The organism is Actinoallomurus sp. NBC_01490, from assembly GCF_036227085.1.
Classification (GTDB): Bacteria; Actinomycetota; Actinomycetes; order Streptosporangiales; family Streptosporangiaceae; genus Actinoallomurus; species Actinoallomurus oryzae.
Genome location: NZ_CP109433.1, coordinates 5,441,951 through 5,457,370, shown reverse-complemented (window position 1 = coordinate 5,457,370; position 15,420 = coordinate 5,441,951). Strand labels below are relative to the sequence as shown.

The window sequence follows — 15,420 nt, the reverse complement described above, 5'->3', positions numbered from 1 at the left end:
GGAGCCATTGTGGGAATTCACAGCGTGAACCGGGCCACAAGCCATGCCGATCGCCACCTGGAGGAACATGCTTAGCGGTAGCACCACCGCCGGCGGACACCCGCCTCGAACCGGGGCGACGGCGATGACAGCCGCAGACGTCGCGGAGACGCATGCCGGCGTGGTCTTCTTCGTCGGTGACCGGGCCTTCAAACTGAAAAAACCGGTCAACCTCGGTTTCCTGGACTTCTCCACGCGTGACCGGCGAGAACGGGCATGCCGTCGCGAGATCGAGCTCAACCGGCGGTTCTCTCCCGACGTCTACCTCGGCGTCGCCGACGTCTCGCTCTCCTCCGGAGAGCCCATGGATCATCTCGTCGTGATGCGGCGGATGCCCGCCGACCGCCGGCTCTCTCACCTCGTCGAGACAGGTGTCCCGATGGCGGACGCCCTCCGGGCGATCGCCCGCCTCCTCGCCGGCGCACACGCCGCCGCGCCGCGAGGAGACCACATCTCGGCCGAGGGCACCCGCGATGCCCTACGCGGGCGCTGGACGGACAGCTTCGACCAGGTCCGGCCCTTCCACGGGCGCGCGATCGACACCGGGGAGGCCACCGAGATCGAATGGCTCGCGCTGAGGTTCCTCGACGGACGCGAGCCGCTGTTCAACGCCAGGATCCACGAAGGACGCGTCGTGGACGGACACGGCGACCTGATGGCCGACGACATCTTCTGCCTCGACGACGGGCCGCGGATCCTGGACTGCCTGGACTTCGACGACCACCTACGCTGGCTGGACGGACTCGACGACGCGTCGTTCCTCTGCATGGACCTCGAGCGGCTGGGCGCCCCCGGGCTCGCCGAGCACTTCGCCGCCTGGTACGCCGAATACGCCGCCGACCCGTCCCCACCGTCCCTGCGTCACCACTACGTCGCCTACCGGGCGTTCGTCCGCGCCAAGGTCGCCTGCCTGCGCTGGGGACAGGGCGAGACCGGCGCCGCCACCGCGGCCGGACACTACGCCGAGATCGCGCTCCGCCATCTGAAGGCCGGCGCGGTCACTCTCGTCCTCGTCGGCGGGCTGCCCGGCACCGGCAAGTCCGCGCTCAGCGAGGCTCTCGGCGACCGGCTCGGCTTCACCGTCATCAACAGCGACCGGATCCGCAAGGAACTCGCCGACATCTCCCCCGACATCTCCGCCGCGGCGGCGTTCGGCGCCGGCATCTACACGGCCTTCTGGAACCGGCGTACCTACGCGGAGATGCTGAAGCGCGCCGCGAGGCTCCTTTCCTACGGCGAATCGGTCATCCTGGATGCCTCCTGGACCTCCGCCCAGTTCCGGGTGGATGCCGCCGCGCTCTCCGACAATGCCGACCTGATCGCTCTGGACTGCCAGACTCCTCTCGCGGAGGAGCGTCTGCGGACGCGAGCCCCGGGTGTCTCGGACGCCGACGCGGCGATCGCCGCGCGTATGGCCGAGATCGCGGATCCATGGCCGGACGCCACCCTGATCGACACCTCCGGGCCGATCGAGTCCTCCGTCGAGAGCGCCCTGCGGGTCATCCGCCCGGCCGGCGCCGACCACGTCTGGCAACGCCGCCCACAGATATCGCCCGACTGACCGCCTCGAAGGCTCAGTATTCGCAGATGTGCCCGATGCAGCCCCCGGCGTACGGAGCGTTGACCTGGACGGGCGGTTGCTTGCGCCGCTCGCCGAGAAAGGTGAGTACCTGGCCCGGCTTACTGCCGTAGCGGTAGACGGTGATGCCCTTCGCGCCCGTACGCCAGGCCTCAAGGTAGATGCGTTTCACGTCATCCACGGACGCCGATGCCGGAAGGTTCACCGTCTTGGACACGCCGGCGTCGATATGCCGCTGGACGGCGGATTGCATCGCCAGGTGGGCGGACGGAGAGATCTCGGTGGCGGTGATGAAGGCGCGCCGCACGTCCGCGGGCACGCGTGCGTCCTGCGGGATGACTCCGGTACCCGCGATATCGGTCATGAGCTGCTCGGACCAGAACCCGAGTCGGCGGGCCGTGCGTTCGAAGAGCGGGTTGATCTCAAGAAGGTGCCGGCCGAGCACCGCACGTACGAAGGCGATGGCGAACATCGGCTCGATGCCCGACGTGGTTCCGGCGATGATCGAGATCGTGCCGGTCGGCGCGACCGCGGTCAACTGCGCGTTGCGCAGTTGTGGCATGCCGTCTTTCGCAAAGGCGCTCTCGCCGAACGTGGGGAAGGCGCCGCGTTCGGTGGCGAGTTCGGCGGAGGCGCGCCGGGCCGCCTCGGTGATCCGGCGGGCGATATCGCCCGCCAGCCGGACGGCGTCCGCCGAGCCGTACGGGATCCGCAGCGCGGCCAGAAGTTCGGCGAGCCCCATGAAGCCCAAGCCGACCTTGCGCGTTCGCCGCGCCGCGTAGTCGAGTTCGGGGATCGGATAGCGATTGACCTCGATGACGTCATCGAGGAACCGGACCGCAAGCCGCACGCTCGCGGTGAGCCGTTCCCAGTCGAGGCGACCGCCGGTGACGAACCGGGGAAGGTTCACCGAACCGAGGTTGCAGGACTCATGCGGCAACAGCGGCACCTCACCGCACGGGTTGGTGGCCTCGATCCGGCCCAGCGACGGCACCGGGTTCGCCTCGTTGACGCGATCAAGGAACATCAGCCCCGGATCGCCGGAACTCCACGCCTGCGCGGCGAGAAGGTCGAACAGGCCGCCGGCGTCGATCTCCGCCGCCGCCCGCCCGGTGCGCGGGTTGACGAGTGTCCAGGACTGACCGGCCTCGACGGCCCGCATGAAAGCATCGCCGGCCGCCACGGACAGGTTGAAGTTCTCGAACCGGCCAGGCTCGGACTTGGCCGTGACGAACTCGGCGATATCCGGATGCGAAACATCCAGCACTGCCATGTTGGCGCCTCGTCGCCGGCCTCCCTGGCGAATCACTTCAGTGGCCGTGTCAAAGACGCGCATGAACGACACCGGTCCGCTCGCGCAGCCGTAGGTGCTGCCCACGATGTCGCCTGCGGGACGCAGGTGCGAGAAGGCGAATCCGGTTCCCCCGCCGGCCTGGTGGATGAGCGCGGCGTCCTTGACCGTCGTGAAGATCGACTCCAGCGAGTCCTCGACCGGCAGGACGAAGCACCCGGACAGCAGCCCCAGCTCTGTGCCGGCGTTCATCAGTGTCGGTGAGTTCGGCAGGAACTCCAAGGCGCGGAGCATCGCGGCGAAGGCTTCGGCCCAGCGCGATGAGGAGCCCGGCCGGAACGCCTCTTCAGCAGCGGCCACGTGACGGGCGACCCGGTCCATCATCTCCCCGGTCGACTCACGCAGCGCCCCTGTCTCGTCGCGCCGCAGATACCGCTCCTTGAGAACGGCGGCGGCTTCGAGGCCGAGCTTGAGTTCATCCCGCATCCCCAGCATTCGCTTGGACTCGCGAAGCTCCGTACGCCGGGTCCGGTAGAGCATGTAGGCGCGTGCGACGTCGCCGGCGCCGGCCGCCATGAGCGCGCGCTCCACCGTGTCCTGCACGTCCTCGACACCGGGTACCCGGTCACCGAAATCTTCGGCCAGCGCGGCCACCGCACGTCCGGTGACCTCGTCCGTCAAGCGCGGATCGCTACACCCGGCCTCGGCGGCCGCGTGCTCGACCGCCCTCCGTATGCGCCCAGGGTCGAAGGGAATGACCGTCCCATCCCGCCTGCGAACCTCGCGAGGAGGACCTCTCATGGTTCCCGTTCCTCCCACGGTCCGTCACATGCGTGAACGGGCTGACAAGGGATTCGATCTTCGAAGAAGCGCGATGTCGCCGTCCTCCTCGTCGCGAAGGACGCTGAGCACGGTGTCGCCGGCGACGGTCTCGTATTCGACGAGAAGTTCGGTGAGCCGGTCGAGTGCGCGGCGATGGTCGCGGAGCAGCTTGGTGGCGCGTTCCTCGGCGCGGCGGAGCAGACGCGCGGTCTCCTCGTCGATGATCCGTTGGGTCTGTTCGGAGTACGGGCGCGGTAGGGCGTCTTCGGTGGGAGCGCCGAGGTACTGCGGGCTGCCGGTGGCGTACCCCACCGGGCCGAGGGTGGAGGACAGACCGAACTCGCGGACCATGCGTGCGGCGACCTGGGTGGCTCCGGCGAGGTCGTCGGTGGCGCCGGTCGATCCCTCGCCGAACACGATCAGTTCCGCGGCCCGTCCCCCGAGCCGTACGGTGAGCAGGTCGGTGAGGTAACCCTCGCTGTACAGGTGGCGTTCGGCTTCGGGGAGCTGCTCGGTGACGCCGAGCGTGAGGCCGGCGGGCAGGATGGTGACCTTGGCGACGGGGTCGGCGTGTTCGCAGAGGGCCGCGAGCAGGGCGTGACCGGATTCGTGTACGGCTACCGCACGCCGCTCTTCGGGCAGCAGCGCGTTGGAGGTCTCGCGGCGGCCCAGCAGCACGCGGTCACGTGCGGCGTCCAGGTCGGCCGCGTTGATGACGGTGCGTCCGGCGCGTACGGCGTTGATGGCGGCTTCGTTGATGAGGTTGGCCAGGTCGGCGCCGGAGAAGCCCGGCGTGCCGCGGGCGATGCGGTCCAGGTCGACGTCCTCGGCGAGATGGGTGCTTTTGGCGTGTACCGCGAGGATCGCGGCGCGTTCGGCCTGGTTCGGCAACGGGATGATGACCTGCCGGTCGAAGCGGCCTGGCCGCAGGAGGGCGGGATCGAGTGTCTCGGGCCGGTTGGTGGCCGCCAGCAGGACGATGCCGCTGGACTGGTCGAACCCGTCCATCTCGGCGAGTAGCTGGTTCAGTGTCTGTTCCCGCTCGTCGTGGCCTCCGGTGATGAGGCGGGCGCCGCGTTTGCCGCCGATCGCGTCGATCTCGTCCATGAAGATGATCGACGGAGCGCGTTTGCGTGCGTTGTCGAACAGGTCCCGTACGCGCGAGGCGCCGACGCCGACGAACATCTCGACGAACGCCGAGCCGGTCACCGAGAGGAAGGGCACCTCCGCCTCCCCGGCCACCGCGCGCGCGATGAGGGTCTTTCCGGTCCCGGGTGGTCCGACCATGATCACACCGCGGGGTGGTTTGGCGCCTGCGGCGGCGTACCGGTCGGGGTGGCGCAGGAAGTCGACGATCTCGCTGATCTCACGCTTGACGCCCTCATAGCCGGCCACGTCGGCAAAGCGGGTCGTGGGCCGTTCCGCCTCGATGATCTTCGCCTTGGACCGGCCGAACCCGCCGGCTCCACCCGCCATGGAACGCTGTGCCGCTTGTCCGCTCCACATGAACAGGCCGATGATGACCAGCAGTGGAAGGAACATCCAGAAGAAGGCCGTGGCGGAATCGCCGCTGTGCGTCGCGGTGATCTTCACGCCTTTCGCGCGTAGCCGGCCCTCGAGTTGGGTGTTGTTCAACGCGGTCGGGATCCGGCTGGCGAAGCCCTTGCCGTCCTTGAGAGTTCCGTGGACGTCGCCGGTCTCGTTGATCCGTATGGCGGCGACCTTGCCCGCGTTCACGTCGGTGACGAAGTCGCTGTAGGGCAGTGAGGCGGTCAGTGGCCCGGCGGACATCCCCCGGCCGATCAGCAGAAGCAAGGTGATGGCGATGCCGATCGGCAGTAGCCAGCGACGCCAGGACGGCGGCGAGGGCGGAGTCGGCTTGGGCGGCTCGTTCGGAGGTCCGGGCTTGGCCGACCGCGTCTCGTGCCTGCCCGAGAATGGCTGCCGTACACGGGTGATCATCGGTGCCTCATCGGCACGACGAGCCCGCTGGCCGCATGAGTATCACCGCAGCCCTGGCCTGTCGAAGACCGTGTCGTCTCTCTCGTAGGAGAGCTCGTCGATGACGTCGACGACACCATCGATGCTCTGGGTCAGCGCGACGGTGAGCGGAATGAGGCTCTTGGACGCGAGCCGCCCGCTGAGGGTGACCACCCCGTCGCGGACCTCCACCCGGATCCGCTCTGGGTCCTCCCAGAGGCTGCGTTCGACGACCTCGGAGATGACCTCACGGCGGAGTTCCTCATCCGGCGCGAGAAAGACCCCCATGACATCGGCGCGGCTGATGATTCCGACCAGGGCGCCGTCGTCCCCTACTACGGGGAGCCGCTTGATGCCCTGCACGGCCATGGTGCGTGCCGCCCTGGTAATGGGAGTGTCCATCGTCACCGTTATGGCGGGCGTGTGCATGAGGTCGGCTGCGGTGTCCGCGGCCGACCTCGCCTGCGCCGCACGTGTGCTGCTGCGGCTCGCGAAGTACCGCCGAGGCTCTTCCGCGACCGGCATGAACGCCTCCTTGTGCAACAGGTCTGCTTCGGAGACGACACCCATGACACGACCGGTCTCACTGACGACCGGAGCGCCGCTGACGCCACGATCGGCCAGCGCCCGGACGACCTCCTTGAAACCGTCATCCGGCCGCAACACCACGACGTCCGTCGTCATGTAGTCCCGAACGAGAGAACGATCCATGACCCGATCATCGGCGGATCCGCTACACGGCCAGTAGGGCCGTACGACGGCGGGTCAGCATGCCAAAGGTCCCGGGCGCCTTCTCACTCGCGTCGTACCGCAGGTACTCAGGCTCAGTGCGACGAACCGGAGATGGTCTCGACGAGTTCCCCGATCTTGTCCTTAGGTAGCTTGGCCGCGAGGTCGGGCTGGCTGATGATCCCGACCAGCTCCTCGTTCTCCAGGACGGGCAGGCGGCGGATCCTGTGCTCGGCCATCTCGTGCAGGACCTCTTCGACGTCGGTGCCCGGGTCGACCCACCAAACGGTGCCTCCATCGAGGATGTCGCCGGCCTTTACCTGAGCGGGATCCTTGCCCTGCGCCACCGCCTTCACCACGATGTCGCGGTCGGTCACCATGCCCTTCAACCGGTTGTCGTCCCCACACACGGGCATCGCGCCGATGTCCAGCTCCGCCATGCGCCGGGCTACAGTGGCGAGGTTCTCGTTGATGTTCATGCACTCACAACCGGAATGCATGACCTCACGTGCCGTGGTCATACCGATCCCCCAATTCCTCCGATCCTCTTTCTGCCTGGTTCCCTGCTCGGGTCGGGAGGGCCGAAACCGGGGCCAACGTCCCTGGTCGAGGACCGTCCGACGGCCCACGATGGGTTCATGGCGGGTCCATGGCGGGCCAGGCAGCGTGGTGTGCCGCTACGTCCGATCTTGGTCGGGGTCGACGGTTCGGCGCCTGGTAACGCGGCGTTGCGATGGGCGGCGCATGAGGCGTCTTTGAGAGGCGTCGGCCTGCGTGTGCTCCACGTGTTCGCGGGTGCCCCGCTGGTCGACGACATCGGTCGCGGCCTCGATTGGGAGGAAGCACACCATGCGGTGGAGGATGCTCATCGCAGGGCCGAGAAGATCGCGCCCGAGCTGCACGTCCGTAGCCAGGTGGTACTGGGCGGCCCGGCCGAGACACTCATCCGACGGTCGGCCGAAGCGGGCCTGGTCGTGCTGGGAAAGCGCGGCCGTGGCGGCTTCCGCGACCTGCTGGCCGGGTCGGTCGCGCTGCAGGTCGCCGGCCACGCCCTCTGCCCGGTGGTCCTGGCCCATGCCGGATGGCGGCCACCGATCGACGACCGCGAGATCGTCGTCGGTGCCGGTCGTGAGGCGGCCCTGCGGGCCGCGTTCGCCGAAGCCGAGCTCCGCGGCGTACGCCTGCGAGTGATCCACGCCTGGCGGCCGATCATGCCGGCCGGACCGAGCGGGCTGACTCCCATGACCTTCGCCGAACTCGAACGGAACGAGGAGAAGACCTTGACCCGTACGCTCGTCCCATGGCGCGAGTGCCATCCCGGCGTGCGCGTCGTGGAGTCGGTCGTGTGCGACAGCTCCCGTCACGCGCTGATCGAGGCGTCTCGAACAGCGGAACTGCTGGTGGTCGGGGCACGCGAACGCTTCGGGACCTACACCCTGGCATTGGGCACCACCGCATATGCCGTCATCCATCACGTCGCCTGCCCGGTGCTCATCGCCCGCGAGCACGGCCGCCATCACGTCGACGAGCCGGAGGAGAACAGAGCCGTCAGCGGCTCGGCGTCATCAGATGGGCGGTGAACCACTCGCGTGCCAGATCAGCGCTCGATCGCAGCGCGGCGGGATCGTCGAGCGGATGGGCGGCACCGGGGATGACGACGAGCCGGTTCTCACACGTCAACTCCTGTTGCGCCTGACGGTTCAGGTCGAGCGTACGCTGATCCCCGCCGCCCACGATCAGCAGGATCGCGGCACGCACCGAGGACAGGAGCCGGCCGGCCAGATGCGGCAGGCCGCCCGAGGACACCACCGCCGTGACCGGGGCGACCGGCCTCGCCGCGGCCGACAGGGCCGCAGCGGCCCCGAAGCCCCTGCCGAGATACCCGACGGGAAGCTCACGGATCAACGGATCACGCCGCAGCCAGTCGGTGGCCTCACCCAAACGCCGCGCCAGCAGCGGCACGTCGACGACGTCGGGACCGAAGAACTCCTCGGCGGGAGTGCGCAGGTCGACGCACAGTGTGCCCAGCCGTGCCCGATGCAGCGCATCGGCCATGAACTCGCCGCGCGCCGAAAGCCGGGTGCCGGCGAAGTCTTCGGCGAACACGACGATCCCGGCGGCATCGGATGGGATCGCAAGGCGCCCGGGCAGGCACGCACGGCCGGCCGTGACCAGGACTCTTTCAGTATCGCTGCCCCCGTAGTGGCATCCGTGCCGTTCCAGCAGGCCGATGACGTCGTCATCGGTCGTTTCGGCGAAATCCGCGTAGCTGTCGGCGACCGCGCTGAAGTCCTCGGGGGCATCCAGACAGATCACCTCGTCGATCTCCGTAGCTTGGCGGCGCAGCCATGCCACCGAGTCGGCCGCACCAACCGGTACCGCCAGCACGACCCGGCGCGCGCCCCGCGCCCGTGCGATGCGGCACGCCGTACGGGCACTCACGCCCGTCGCGATACCGTCATCGACCACGATGACCGCCCGGCCGGTCAGCGTCATGCCCGGCCGGGCGGCACGCAACCGGCCCGCCCGCTCCCCCAGCTCCGCCCGGGCACGCGAGACCACCGTCGCGAGTTCTTTCGAGCTCACGCCGCCCAGCCGTACGACATTGTCGTTGATGACGGTGACCTGGTCCTCGCCGATGGCGCCCATGACGAGATCCGGCTGACCGGGAACACTGAGCTTGCCCACGACGAGCACATCCAGCGGAGCATCCAACGCCCGCGATACCTCGGCGGCCACGATGACACCGCCACGCGGTACGCCCAGAACCAGCGGTTCATCGGCGCCCAGGTGCCGCATCACCGCAGCGAGGTGCCGACCCGCATCGACACGGTCAAGAAATACCGCCACCGGCCCCGTCTCCCCGGGCTCCGCTCGCCCAAGCTCGTCCTTCAACGCAACCTGATCGACGTGGCCGGCGGCAGAGCCAAAGGTCCCCGAGCCTGGCCGGCAACGCATCCGTGCCGCTGAACGGCGCTCAGGCGTCGAGTGTCACGATGCAGCGCCATCCCGTGTCGATGGGGCCGAAGGACAATCGGCGACGAGTGACGGCCTTGGGCGCCGCACCGATGACGGTCACCCGCGCGGTGTCTGCCATCGCCAGGAGCACCTGCAGATCCGCGCCCTTACGGCGTACCTCGACGGCCCGGGGAACCTCGTCATCGGTGTCCATCCGGTAGATCAGCTCATTTAGAACGGTGACGAGCTGATCTTGTGCTGGTGCCGCCGGGACGACGAACTCCCTGCGCACGGCCGGTACGGTCGAAGTGAGGTCGGTGAAGGCACCCACCATCGCGTAAACGGCCTCGGCGATGCACTGTTCACGTGTCGGAGCCCAGGCTTCGATCCGCAGATCGGCCGTGTGCGGCACGATGCGGTGACCGGCGGACTCCTCCCTCGTCACAGCGTTCTCCTATTCCTTCCTGCGGCCCTGCGAGCACGAGGCCGGATGGCCGCGACGGGTCACGTGCGCATCATCAGATCATCCAGCGGCTTGTTCTGGTGCGCACGGCCGATCGCCTCGGCCAGCAGTGTCGCCACCGGTCGCACCTGGACCGACAGGTCCGGTGCCGGGATCGGCATCACGGTGTCGGTGACGATAAGGCGGCGAATCGGCAGGCAGCCCAGACGATCGGCCGCATCCGCCACCAGCAGGCCGTGCGTGGCGGCCACAACGATGTCGGGGGTGGCCCCGTGGGCAAGGAGGACACGGATGGCCGCCTCGATCGTTCCGCCTGTGCTGATCATGTCGTCGACGATCACGGCGGGACGTCCCTCGACCGTGCCGATGATCTCATCGGCCTGTACGGCCGTGCCGGTGAGGCGGGTCTTGCGTACCACGGCGACGGGCTGGTGCAGCAACGCGGCGTAGTGTTCGGCGAGCTTGACCGCGCCGAGATCGGGAGCCACGAGTATGGCCTCGTCCGGGATCGCCATCGCGGTGAGCGCCTCGGCCAAGACGGGAACGGCCGTCAGCATCTCTGCGGGAACACCACACATCGCCTCCAGCGCCGCCGTGTGCGGGTCCACGACGATCAGCCGTTGTGCCCCCGCCGTTGCCAGCACGTCGGCCATCACACGGCCACCGACCGCCTCGCCGGCTCGGCCACGCCGGTCCTGCCGGGCGTAGCCGAAGTACGGGACGACCGCGGTGACCCGACCGGCGCCGCCTCGACGGCAGGCATCCAGCAACAGCAGCAGCTCGACCAGGTGCTCGTTGACGGCAGGTCCCGTCGGCTGCACGACATAGACATCCTCACCGCGCACATCGCCGACGATCGGCCGGAGCTCACCATCGGGAAACCGCTTCACCTCACACGGCACCACCTCAGTGCCGAGTGCCGCCGCCACGCCACCCGCGAGCGGACGATTCGCGGTCCCTGGCACGATCCGAGCAGTCATCCCCCGCCCCTCACCGCCGCGGCGAACTCAATTCCGTCATCGGATTCGCCCGCCGGGCTCGCCGTGTCCTCGGCTGCTACGTCTCCGTCGGCACGCGAAGACCTGCGAGGCGAACTCCCTCCGCCGGCATTATCCGGTTCAGGTCGTGGGGGTCGCCGTTCAGGCATGGTGCCCGTTCGGCCTCTCAGCCCTTCCGCAGACCTCCTTTGTCGGATTTCTCCTTCGCCAGAGGTTTGTGGTTGAGCTCCCCCGTTCGTCTCGCAGGCTCAACCTCACTCTTCCCCGCGGTCGCCCGCCGTCCCAGGGACCAACGTCCTCGATCAGCGGGGACCATGGCATCTCGACGACCGTCGTACGGGCTCTCCCATCGACCCTCACACGGGCGTCCGGGGCGGAGGGACACCCCCACGGAGGACCATCGGCCCTGGCCACTCCGGTCTTCGCCGACGAAACGTGAAGGTGGGAGGGTCATTGATGTTCGTTGATCGCGTGGATGCGGGACGGCTGCTGGGCGCCCGCCTGGGGTATCTGCGGGGCGAGGACACGGTCGTGCTCGGCCTTCCGCGCGGCGGTGTTCCGGTGGCGTTCGAGGTGGCACGGACGCTTGGCGCGCCGCTGGATGTCATCGTGGTGCGCAAGCTGGGCGTGCCGTTCCAGCCGGAGCTGGGAATGGGCGCGATCGGTGAGGATGACGTGCGCGTCATCGACGAGGAGATCGTGCGCATGGCGCATGTCTCCGCCGACGAGCTCGCCGCCGTCGAGGCGCGCGAACGTGCCGAGCTGCAGCGCCGCGCCGAGCGCTTCCGCGGGGGCCGGGTCCGGATACCGCTGAGAGGGCGAACGGTGGTCGTGGTCGATGACGGGATCGCCACCGGGTCCACGGCACGGGCGGCCTGCCAGGTCGCACGCGCCCATGGAGCGGCGCGTGTGGTGCTCGCGGTCCCGGTGGCCCCGCCGGACTGGACCGAGCGGCTGGGACGCGATCCCGATGAGCTGGTCTGCCTGGAGACGCCGACGCCGTTCGTGGCGATCGGGCAGTGGTACGCCGACTTCTCCCAGACCTCCGACCAAGAGGTCGTCGACTGCCTTCGCCAGGCCGCCGCTCTGTCCGGGCAGCCCACCGGCGTGGGCACGGTCCTGCCGCGGAATGAGGAGATCGATGTGCAAGCCGGGCCGGTACGGCTGGCCGGGTGCCTGACCGTCCCGGAAGGTCCACGTGGGTTCGTCCTGTTCGCCCATGGCAGCGGCAGCAGCCGCTACAGCCCCCGCAACCACTTCGTCGCCACGGCGTTGAACCGGGCGGGGCTCGGCACACTGTTGTTCGACCTGCTCACCGTCGAGGAAGAGGTCGACCGGGCCAACGTCTTCGATATCGAGTTGCTGGCCCGACGCCTGGTCGACACGACCGCGTGGCTCCACGCCCTGCCGGAGGTTCAGGGACTGCCTGTCGGCCTTTTCGGGGCGAGCACCGGTGCCGGTGCGGCGCTGTGGGCTGCCGCCGGGCCGGACGCCGGTGTCGCCGCCGTTGTCTCCCGCGGCGGCCGTCCCGACCTGGCCGCTCCTCGCCTGGCCGAGGTAAGCGCCCCGACCCTGCTCATCGTCGGTGGCCACGACGAGGTGGTACTCGAGCTGAACCGCTGGGCCCAGGCGCAACTGCGGTGCGAGAACCGGCTCGCCGTCGTACCGGGCGCCACTCACCTGTTCGAGGAGCCCGGAACCCTCGATGCGGTCGCCGACCTCGCGCGCGAATGGTTCGTCGACCATCTCGCTCGCGCCCCGCAGCCGGCGAGCCGCCCTGACCTATGACCAGTGACCAGCGGGCCTGTCGCGGGAGGGAGACGATCGTGACGCGTACGGACGATCTCGTGATCTGGTTCCCCGACCTCGGCCGGGGGGACGTCGGCATGGTCGGCGGCAAAAACGCATCGCTGGGCGAGCTGATCAATAATCTGGGAAAGGCCGGTGTTCGAGTCCCCTGCGGATTCGCCACGACCGCGGACGCCTACCAGGAGTTTTTGTCGATGGGCGGCCTGCGCGAGGTCATCGCCGAGCAGGTCGGCCGGTTGCACCACGGCGTGGAGCTGACCGAGGTGGGCCGGACCATCCGGCGGGCGATCCTCGCGGCCGACCTTCCCACCGATATCGTTCGAGCCGTCACCAGTGCATACCGCAGGCTCGGCGCGGCGCTCGGCCGTACCGATCCCGACGTCGCGGTACGCAGCAGCGCGACCGCCGAGGACCTGCCCGAGGCCAGCTTCGCCGGGCAGCAGGAAAGCTTCCTCAACGTTTACGGAGAACAGGACCTACTCGCTGCCTGCAAGCGCTGTTATGCCTCCCTGTTCACCGATCGGGCCATCCACTATCGCGAGGACCTCGGCTTCGATCACCTGAAGGTGGCACTGTCCGTCGGCGTCCAGCAGATGGTCCGCTCCGACCTGGCCGGCGCGGGGGTGATGTTCTCGATCGACACCGAGACCGGATTCCCGCGCACGGTGTTGATCAATGCCTCGTGGGGGTTGGGTGAGACGGTCGTCGGCGGGATGGTCGATCCGGACGAGTATCTGGTCTTCAAGCCGTTGCTGGACGCGCCCGGCCGACGCCCGATCCTGTCCCGGACCTGCGGACGCAAGCAATGCAAGATCATCTATGTTGACGGCTCGTCGGGTGAACGCACACGGATGGTCGACACCGACCATGCCGAACGTGTCACGCACGTGCTCGATGACGAGGAGATCCTGACCCTCGCCCGGTGGGCCGCCGCCGTCGAGAGCCACTACGGCGTGGCCATGGACATGGAGTGGGCCAAAGACGGACGCACCGGCGAGCTGTTCCTCGTCCAGGCCCGGCCCGAGACGGTTCAGGTACGCCGCGAGGCCGCCCTGTTGCGCTCCTACCGGCTGCGCGCCGGCGGCGAGCCGCTCACGAGCGGGCTCGCGATCGGCGACGCCATCGCCACCGGATCGGTATGCGTCCTGCGTAGCGCGGCCGAGATCGACCGGTTCACTCCTGGTGCCGTGCTGGTCACCGAGATAACCGACCCCGACTGGGAGCCCATCATGAAGCGGGCCGCCGCCATCGTCACCGACCATGGCGGCCGCACCTCGCACGCCGCCATCGTCAGCCGCGAACTCGGCGTCCCCGCCATCGTCGGCACCACGAACGCCACCGGCACGCTCACCGACGGGCAGCAGGTCACCGTCTCCTGCGCCGAAGGCGACACGGGCATCGTCTACGCCGGCATTCTCGACTACGAAGAGCGTGAGCTCGACCTGGCCGACGTCCCAGACACGCGTACCCGGGTGATGCTCAACCTGGCGAACCCGGCGGCGGCCTTCCGCTGGTGGCGCCTGCCCGCCGACGGCGTGGGCCTGGCCCGCATCGAGTTCGTCGTCAACAACCACGTCAAGATCCACCCGATGGCCCTGATCCACTTCGCCCGGACCGACGAAACGGTCCGGAGGAGGATCGCGGAACTGACCCGCGGCTATGACGACAAGCCCGAGTACTTCGTCGAACGCCTCGCCCAGGGCGTCGCCCGCATCGCCGCCTCCCGGTGGCCCGATTCGATGATCGTCCGGATGAGCGACTTCAAGACCAACGAGTACGCACGGCTCGTCGGTGGCGAGGCCTATGAGCCGACGGAAGACAACCCGATGATCGGCTGGCGCGGCGCCAGCCGCTACTACAGCGACGGCTACCGCGACGGGTTCGCCCTGGAATGCCGCGCCATCCGACGCGTCCGCGAGGACATGGGGCTGCGGAATGTGATCGTCATGATCCCCTTCTGCCGTACTCTCGACGAGGCCGACCAGGTGCTCCAGACGATGAGCGCACACGGTCTGACGCGAGGCCAGGATGGCCTGGAGGTCTACGTCATGGCCGAGATCCCCGCGAACATCATCCTGGCCGATCTGTTCGCCGAACGCTTCGACGGCTTCTCCATCGGAAGTAACGACCTGACCCAGCTCACCCTCGGTGTCGACCGCGATTCCACCGCCCTGGCCCAGCTGTTCGACGAACGGAACCCGGCCGTCACCCGCAGCATCGAGCACCTCATTGCCACGGCCCACGGCCGGCGCCGCAAGGTCGGACTGTGCGGGCAACGGCCCAGCGACGACCCCGACTTCGCCCGCCTCCTCGTTCAGGCAGGCATCGACTCCATCTCAGTCACCCCGGACAGTTTCCTCACCGTCAAACAGAACGTCGCCGCCGCCGAACGCGAGCGCGCTGAGAACGGAGATGAAATGCCATGAAGACCAAACAATGGAGTGTGCAGATCAACATCGGTGAGGACGGCAAGAACACTCATGTGCGTGCCACGCTCACCACGATGAACGGCATGATGATCGAGGGAAGCGGCCATGCCCGGCGGAACCCACGGGACCGTGCCGTACCGGAGATCGGCGACGAGCTGGCCGCGGGCCGGGCGCTCATCGATCTGGGACATCGGCTCGTGCAACTCGCCAACGCCGACATCGCCGAATCCGTCGCAGGCCACTGAGCGTTTGAGGGGCAGCGCCTCGGTTTTCTGACCCTGTCAACCGCTCGCGCAGACCTCCTCGACGAAATGACCGACGGC

12 protein-coding genes are annotated in these 15,420 nt (G+C 68.5%); 5 read left to right on the top strand and 7 right to left on the bottom strand.

Annotated elements, in window-relative coordinates; all coding sequences use genetic code 11:
• Positions 1-124 precede the first annotated feature (124 nt).
• Positions 125-1,600 (top strand): bifunctional aminoglycoside phosphotransferase/ATP-binding protein, encoded by a 1,476-nt coding sequence (locus tag OG417_RS25485; protein WP_329261012.1) that lies wholly within the window; start codon positions 125-127, stop codon positions 1,598-1,600.
• A 13-nt stretch (positions 1,601-1,613) separates the two neighbouring features.
• Here the strand turns inward: OG417_RS25485 and OG417_RS25480 are convergent, their stop codons facing one another.
• From OG417_RS25480 to OG417_RS25465, 4 genes are all read right to left on the bottom strand, one after another.
• Positions 1,614-3,710 (bottom strand): adenosylcobalamin-dependent ribonucleoside-diphosphate reductase, encoded by a 2,097-nt coding sequence (locus OG417_RS25480; RefSeq protein WP_329261009.1) that lies wholly within the window; start codon positions 3,708-3,710, stop codon positions 1,614-1,616.
• A gap of 24 nt (positions 3,711-3,734) precedes the next feature.
• The gene (gene ftsH / locus OG417_RS25475) at positions 3,735-5,693 is read right to left on the bottom strand and encodes an ATP-dependent zinc metalloprotease FtsH (RefSeq protein ID WP_329261006.1); all 1,959 of its coding nucleotides are present in this window, start codon (positions 5,691-5,693) and stop codon (positions 3,735-3,737) included.
• Positions 5,694-5,735: 42 nt separating this feature from the next.
• Positions 5,736-6,422 carry a CBS domain-containing protein gene (locus OG417_RS25470; protein ID WP_329261003.1) on the bottom strand — a complete coding sequence of 229 codons (687 nt, stop codon included), beginning with the start codon at positions 6,420-6,422 and terminating at the stop codon, positions 5,736-5,738.
• 113 nt (positions 6,423-6,535) lie between these two features.
• The gene (locus OG417_RS25465; protein ID WP_329262572.1) at positions 6,536-6,940 is read right to left on the bottom strand and encodes a CBS domain-containing protein; all 405 of its coding nucleotides are present in this window, start codon (positions 6,938-6,940) and stop codon (positions 6,536-6,538) included.
• Here OG417_RS25465 and OG417_RS25460 point away from each other — a divergent pair.
• Positions 6,935-8,020 (top strand): universal stress protein, encoded by a 1,086-nt coding sequence (locus OG417_RS25460; protein ID WP_329261000.1) that lies wholly within the window; start codon positions 6,935-6,937, stop codon positions 8,018-8,020. The genes OG417_RS25465 and OG417_RS25460 overlap by 6 nt on opposite strands.
• On the opposite strand, the gene OG417_RS25455 is transcribed toward OG417_RS25460, so the two are convergent.
• The 3 genes from OG417_RS25455 to OG417_RS25445 all read right to left on the bottom strand — a co-directional run bounded on the left by OG417_RS25455 (position 7,989) and on the right by OG417_RS25445 (position 10,841).
• The gene (locus OG417_RS25455; protein WP_329260997.1) at positions 7,989-9,290 is read right to left on the bottom strand and encodes a phosphoribosyltransferase family protein; all 1,302 of its coding nucleotides are present in this window, start codon (positions 9,288-9,290) and stop codon (positions 7,989-7,991) included. The two genes, OG417_RS25460 and OG417_RS25455, sit on opposite strands and share 32 nt — an antisense overlap.
• A gap of 127 nt (positions 9,291-9,417) precedes the next feature.
• Positions 9,418-9,843 (bottom strand): archease, encoded by a 426-nt coding sequence (locus OG417_RS25450; protein WP_329260994.1) that lies wholly within the window; start codon positions 9,841-9,843, stop codon positions 9,418-9,420.
• A gap of 59 nt (positions 9,844-9,902) precedes the next feature.
• Positions 9,903-10,841: a ribose-phosphate diphosphokinase gene (locus OG417_RS25445; protein WP_329260991.1), complete on the bottom strand. Its 939-nt coding sequence runs from the start codon at positions 10,839-10,841 to the stop codon at positions 9,903-9,905.
• 474 nt (positions 10,842-11,315) lie between these two features.
• Between OG417_RS25445 and OG417_RS25440 the strand changes: the two genes are divergently transcribed.
• Genes OG417_RS25440 through OG417_RS25430 form a run of 3 tightly spaced genes read left to right on the top strand, consistent with a single transcriptional unit; the run spans position 11,316 to position 15,342 of the window.
• The gene (locus OG417_RS25440) at positions 11,316-12,647 is read left to right on the top strand and encodes a phosphoribosyltransferase (protein ID WP_329260988.1); all 1,332 of its coding nucleotides are present in this window, start codon (positions 11,316-11,318) and stop codon (positions 12,645-12,647) included.
• Positions 12,648-12,685: 38 nt separating this feature from the next.
• Positions 12,686-15,094 (top strand): phosphoenolpyruvate synthase, encoded by a 2,409-nt coding sequence (gene ppsA / locus OG417_RS25435; protein ID WP_329260986.1) that lies wholly within the window; start codon positions 12,686-12,688, stop codon positions 15,092-15,094.
• Positions 15,091-15,342 carry a DUF1876 domain-containing protein gene (locus tag OG417_RS25430; protein WP_329260983.1) on the top strand — a complete coding sequence of 84 codons (252 nt, stop codon included), beginning with the start codon at positions 15,091-15,093 and terminating at the stop codon, positions 15,340-15,342. The genes ppsA and OG417_RS25430 overlap by 4 nt, the downstream gene beginning before the upstream one ends.
• The last annotated feature ends 78 nt before the right edge of the window (positions 15,343-15,420 follow it).

What these genes read in the sequence shown, in the direction of transcription:
- OG417_RS25430 (WP_329260983.1), top strand. Translation starts at nt 15,091, where the DNA reads ATGAAGACCAAACAATGGAGTGTGCAGATCAACATCGGTGAGGACGGC.
- OG417_RS25485 (WP_329261012.1), top strand. Translation starts at nt 125, where the DNA reads ATGACAGCCGCAGACGTCGCGGAGACGCATGCCGGCGTGGTCTTCTTC.
- OG417_RS25470 (WP_329261003.1), bottom strand. Translation starts at nt 6,422, where the DNA reads ATGGATCGTTCTCTCGTTCGGGACTACATGACGACGGACGTCGTGGTG.
- OG417_RS25465 (WP_329262572.1), bottom strand. Translation starts at nt 6,940, where the DNA reads ATGCATTCCGGTTGTGAGTGCATGAACATCAACGAGAACCTCGCCACT.
- OG417_RS25480 (WP_329261009.1), bottom strand. Translation starts at nt 3,710, where the DNA reads ATGAGAGGTCCTCCTCGCGAGGTTCGCAGGCGGGATGGGACGGTCATT.
- OG417_RS25445 (WP_329260991.1), bottom strand. Translation starts at nt 10,841, where the DNA reads ATGACTGCTCGGATCGTGCCAGGGACCGCGAATCGTCCGCTCGCGGGT.
- OG417_RS25440 (WP_329260988.1), top strand. Translation starts at nt 11,316, where the DNA reads ATGTTCGTTGATCGCGTGGATGCGGGACGGCTGCTGGGCGCCCGCCTG.
- OG417_RS25460 (WP_329261000.1), top strand. Translation starts at nt 6,935, where the DNA reads ATGCATGACCTCACGTGCCGTGGTCATACCGATCCCCCAATTCCTCCG.
- ftsH (WP_329261006.1), bottom strand. Translation starts at nt 5,693, where the DNA reads ATGATCACCCGTGTACGGCAGCCATTCTCGGGCAGGCACGAGACGCGG.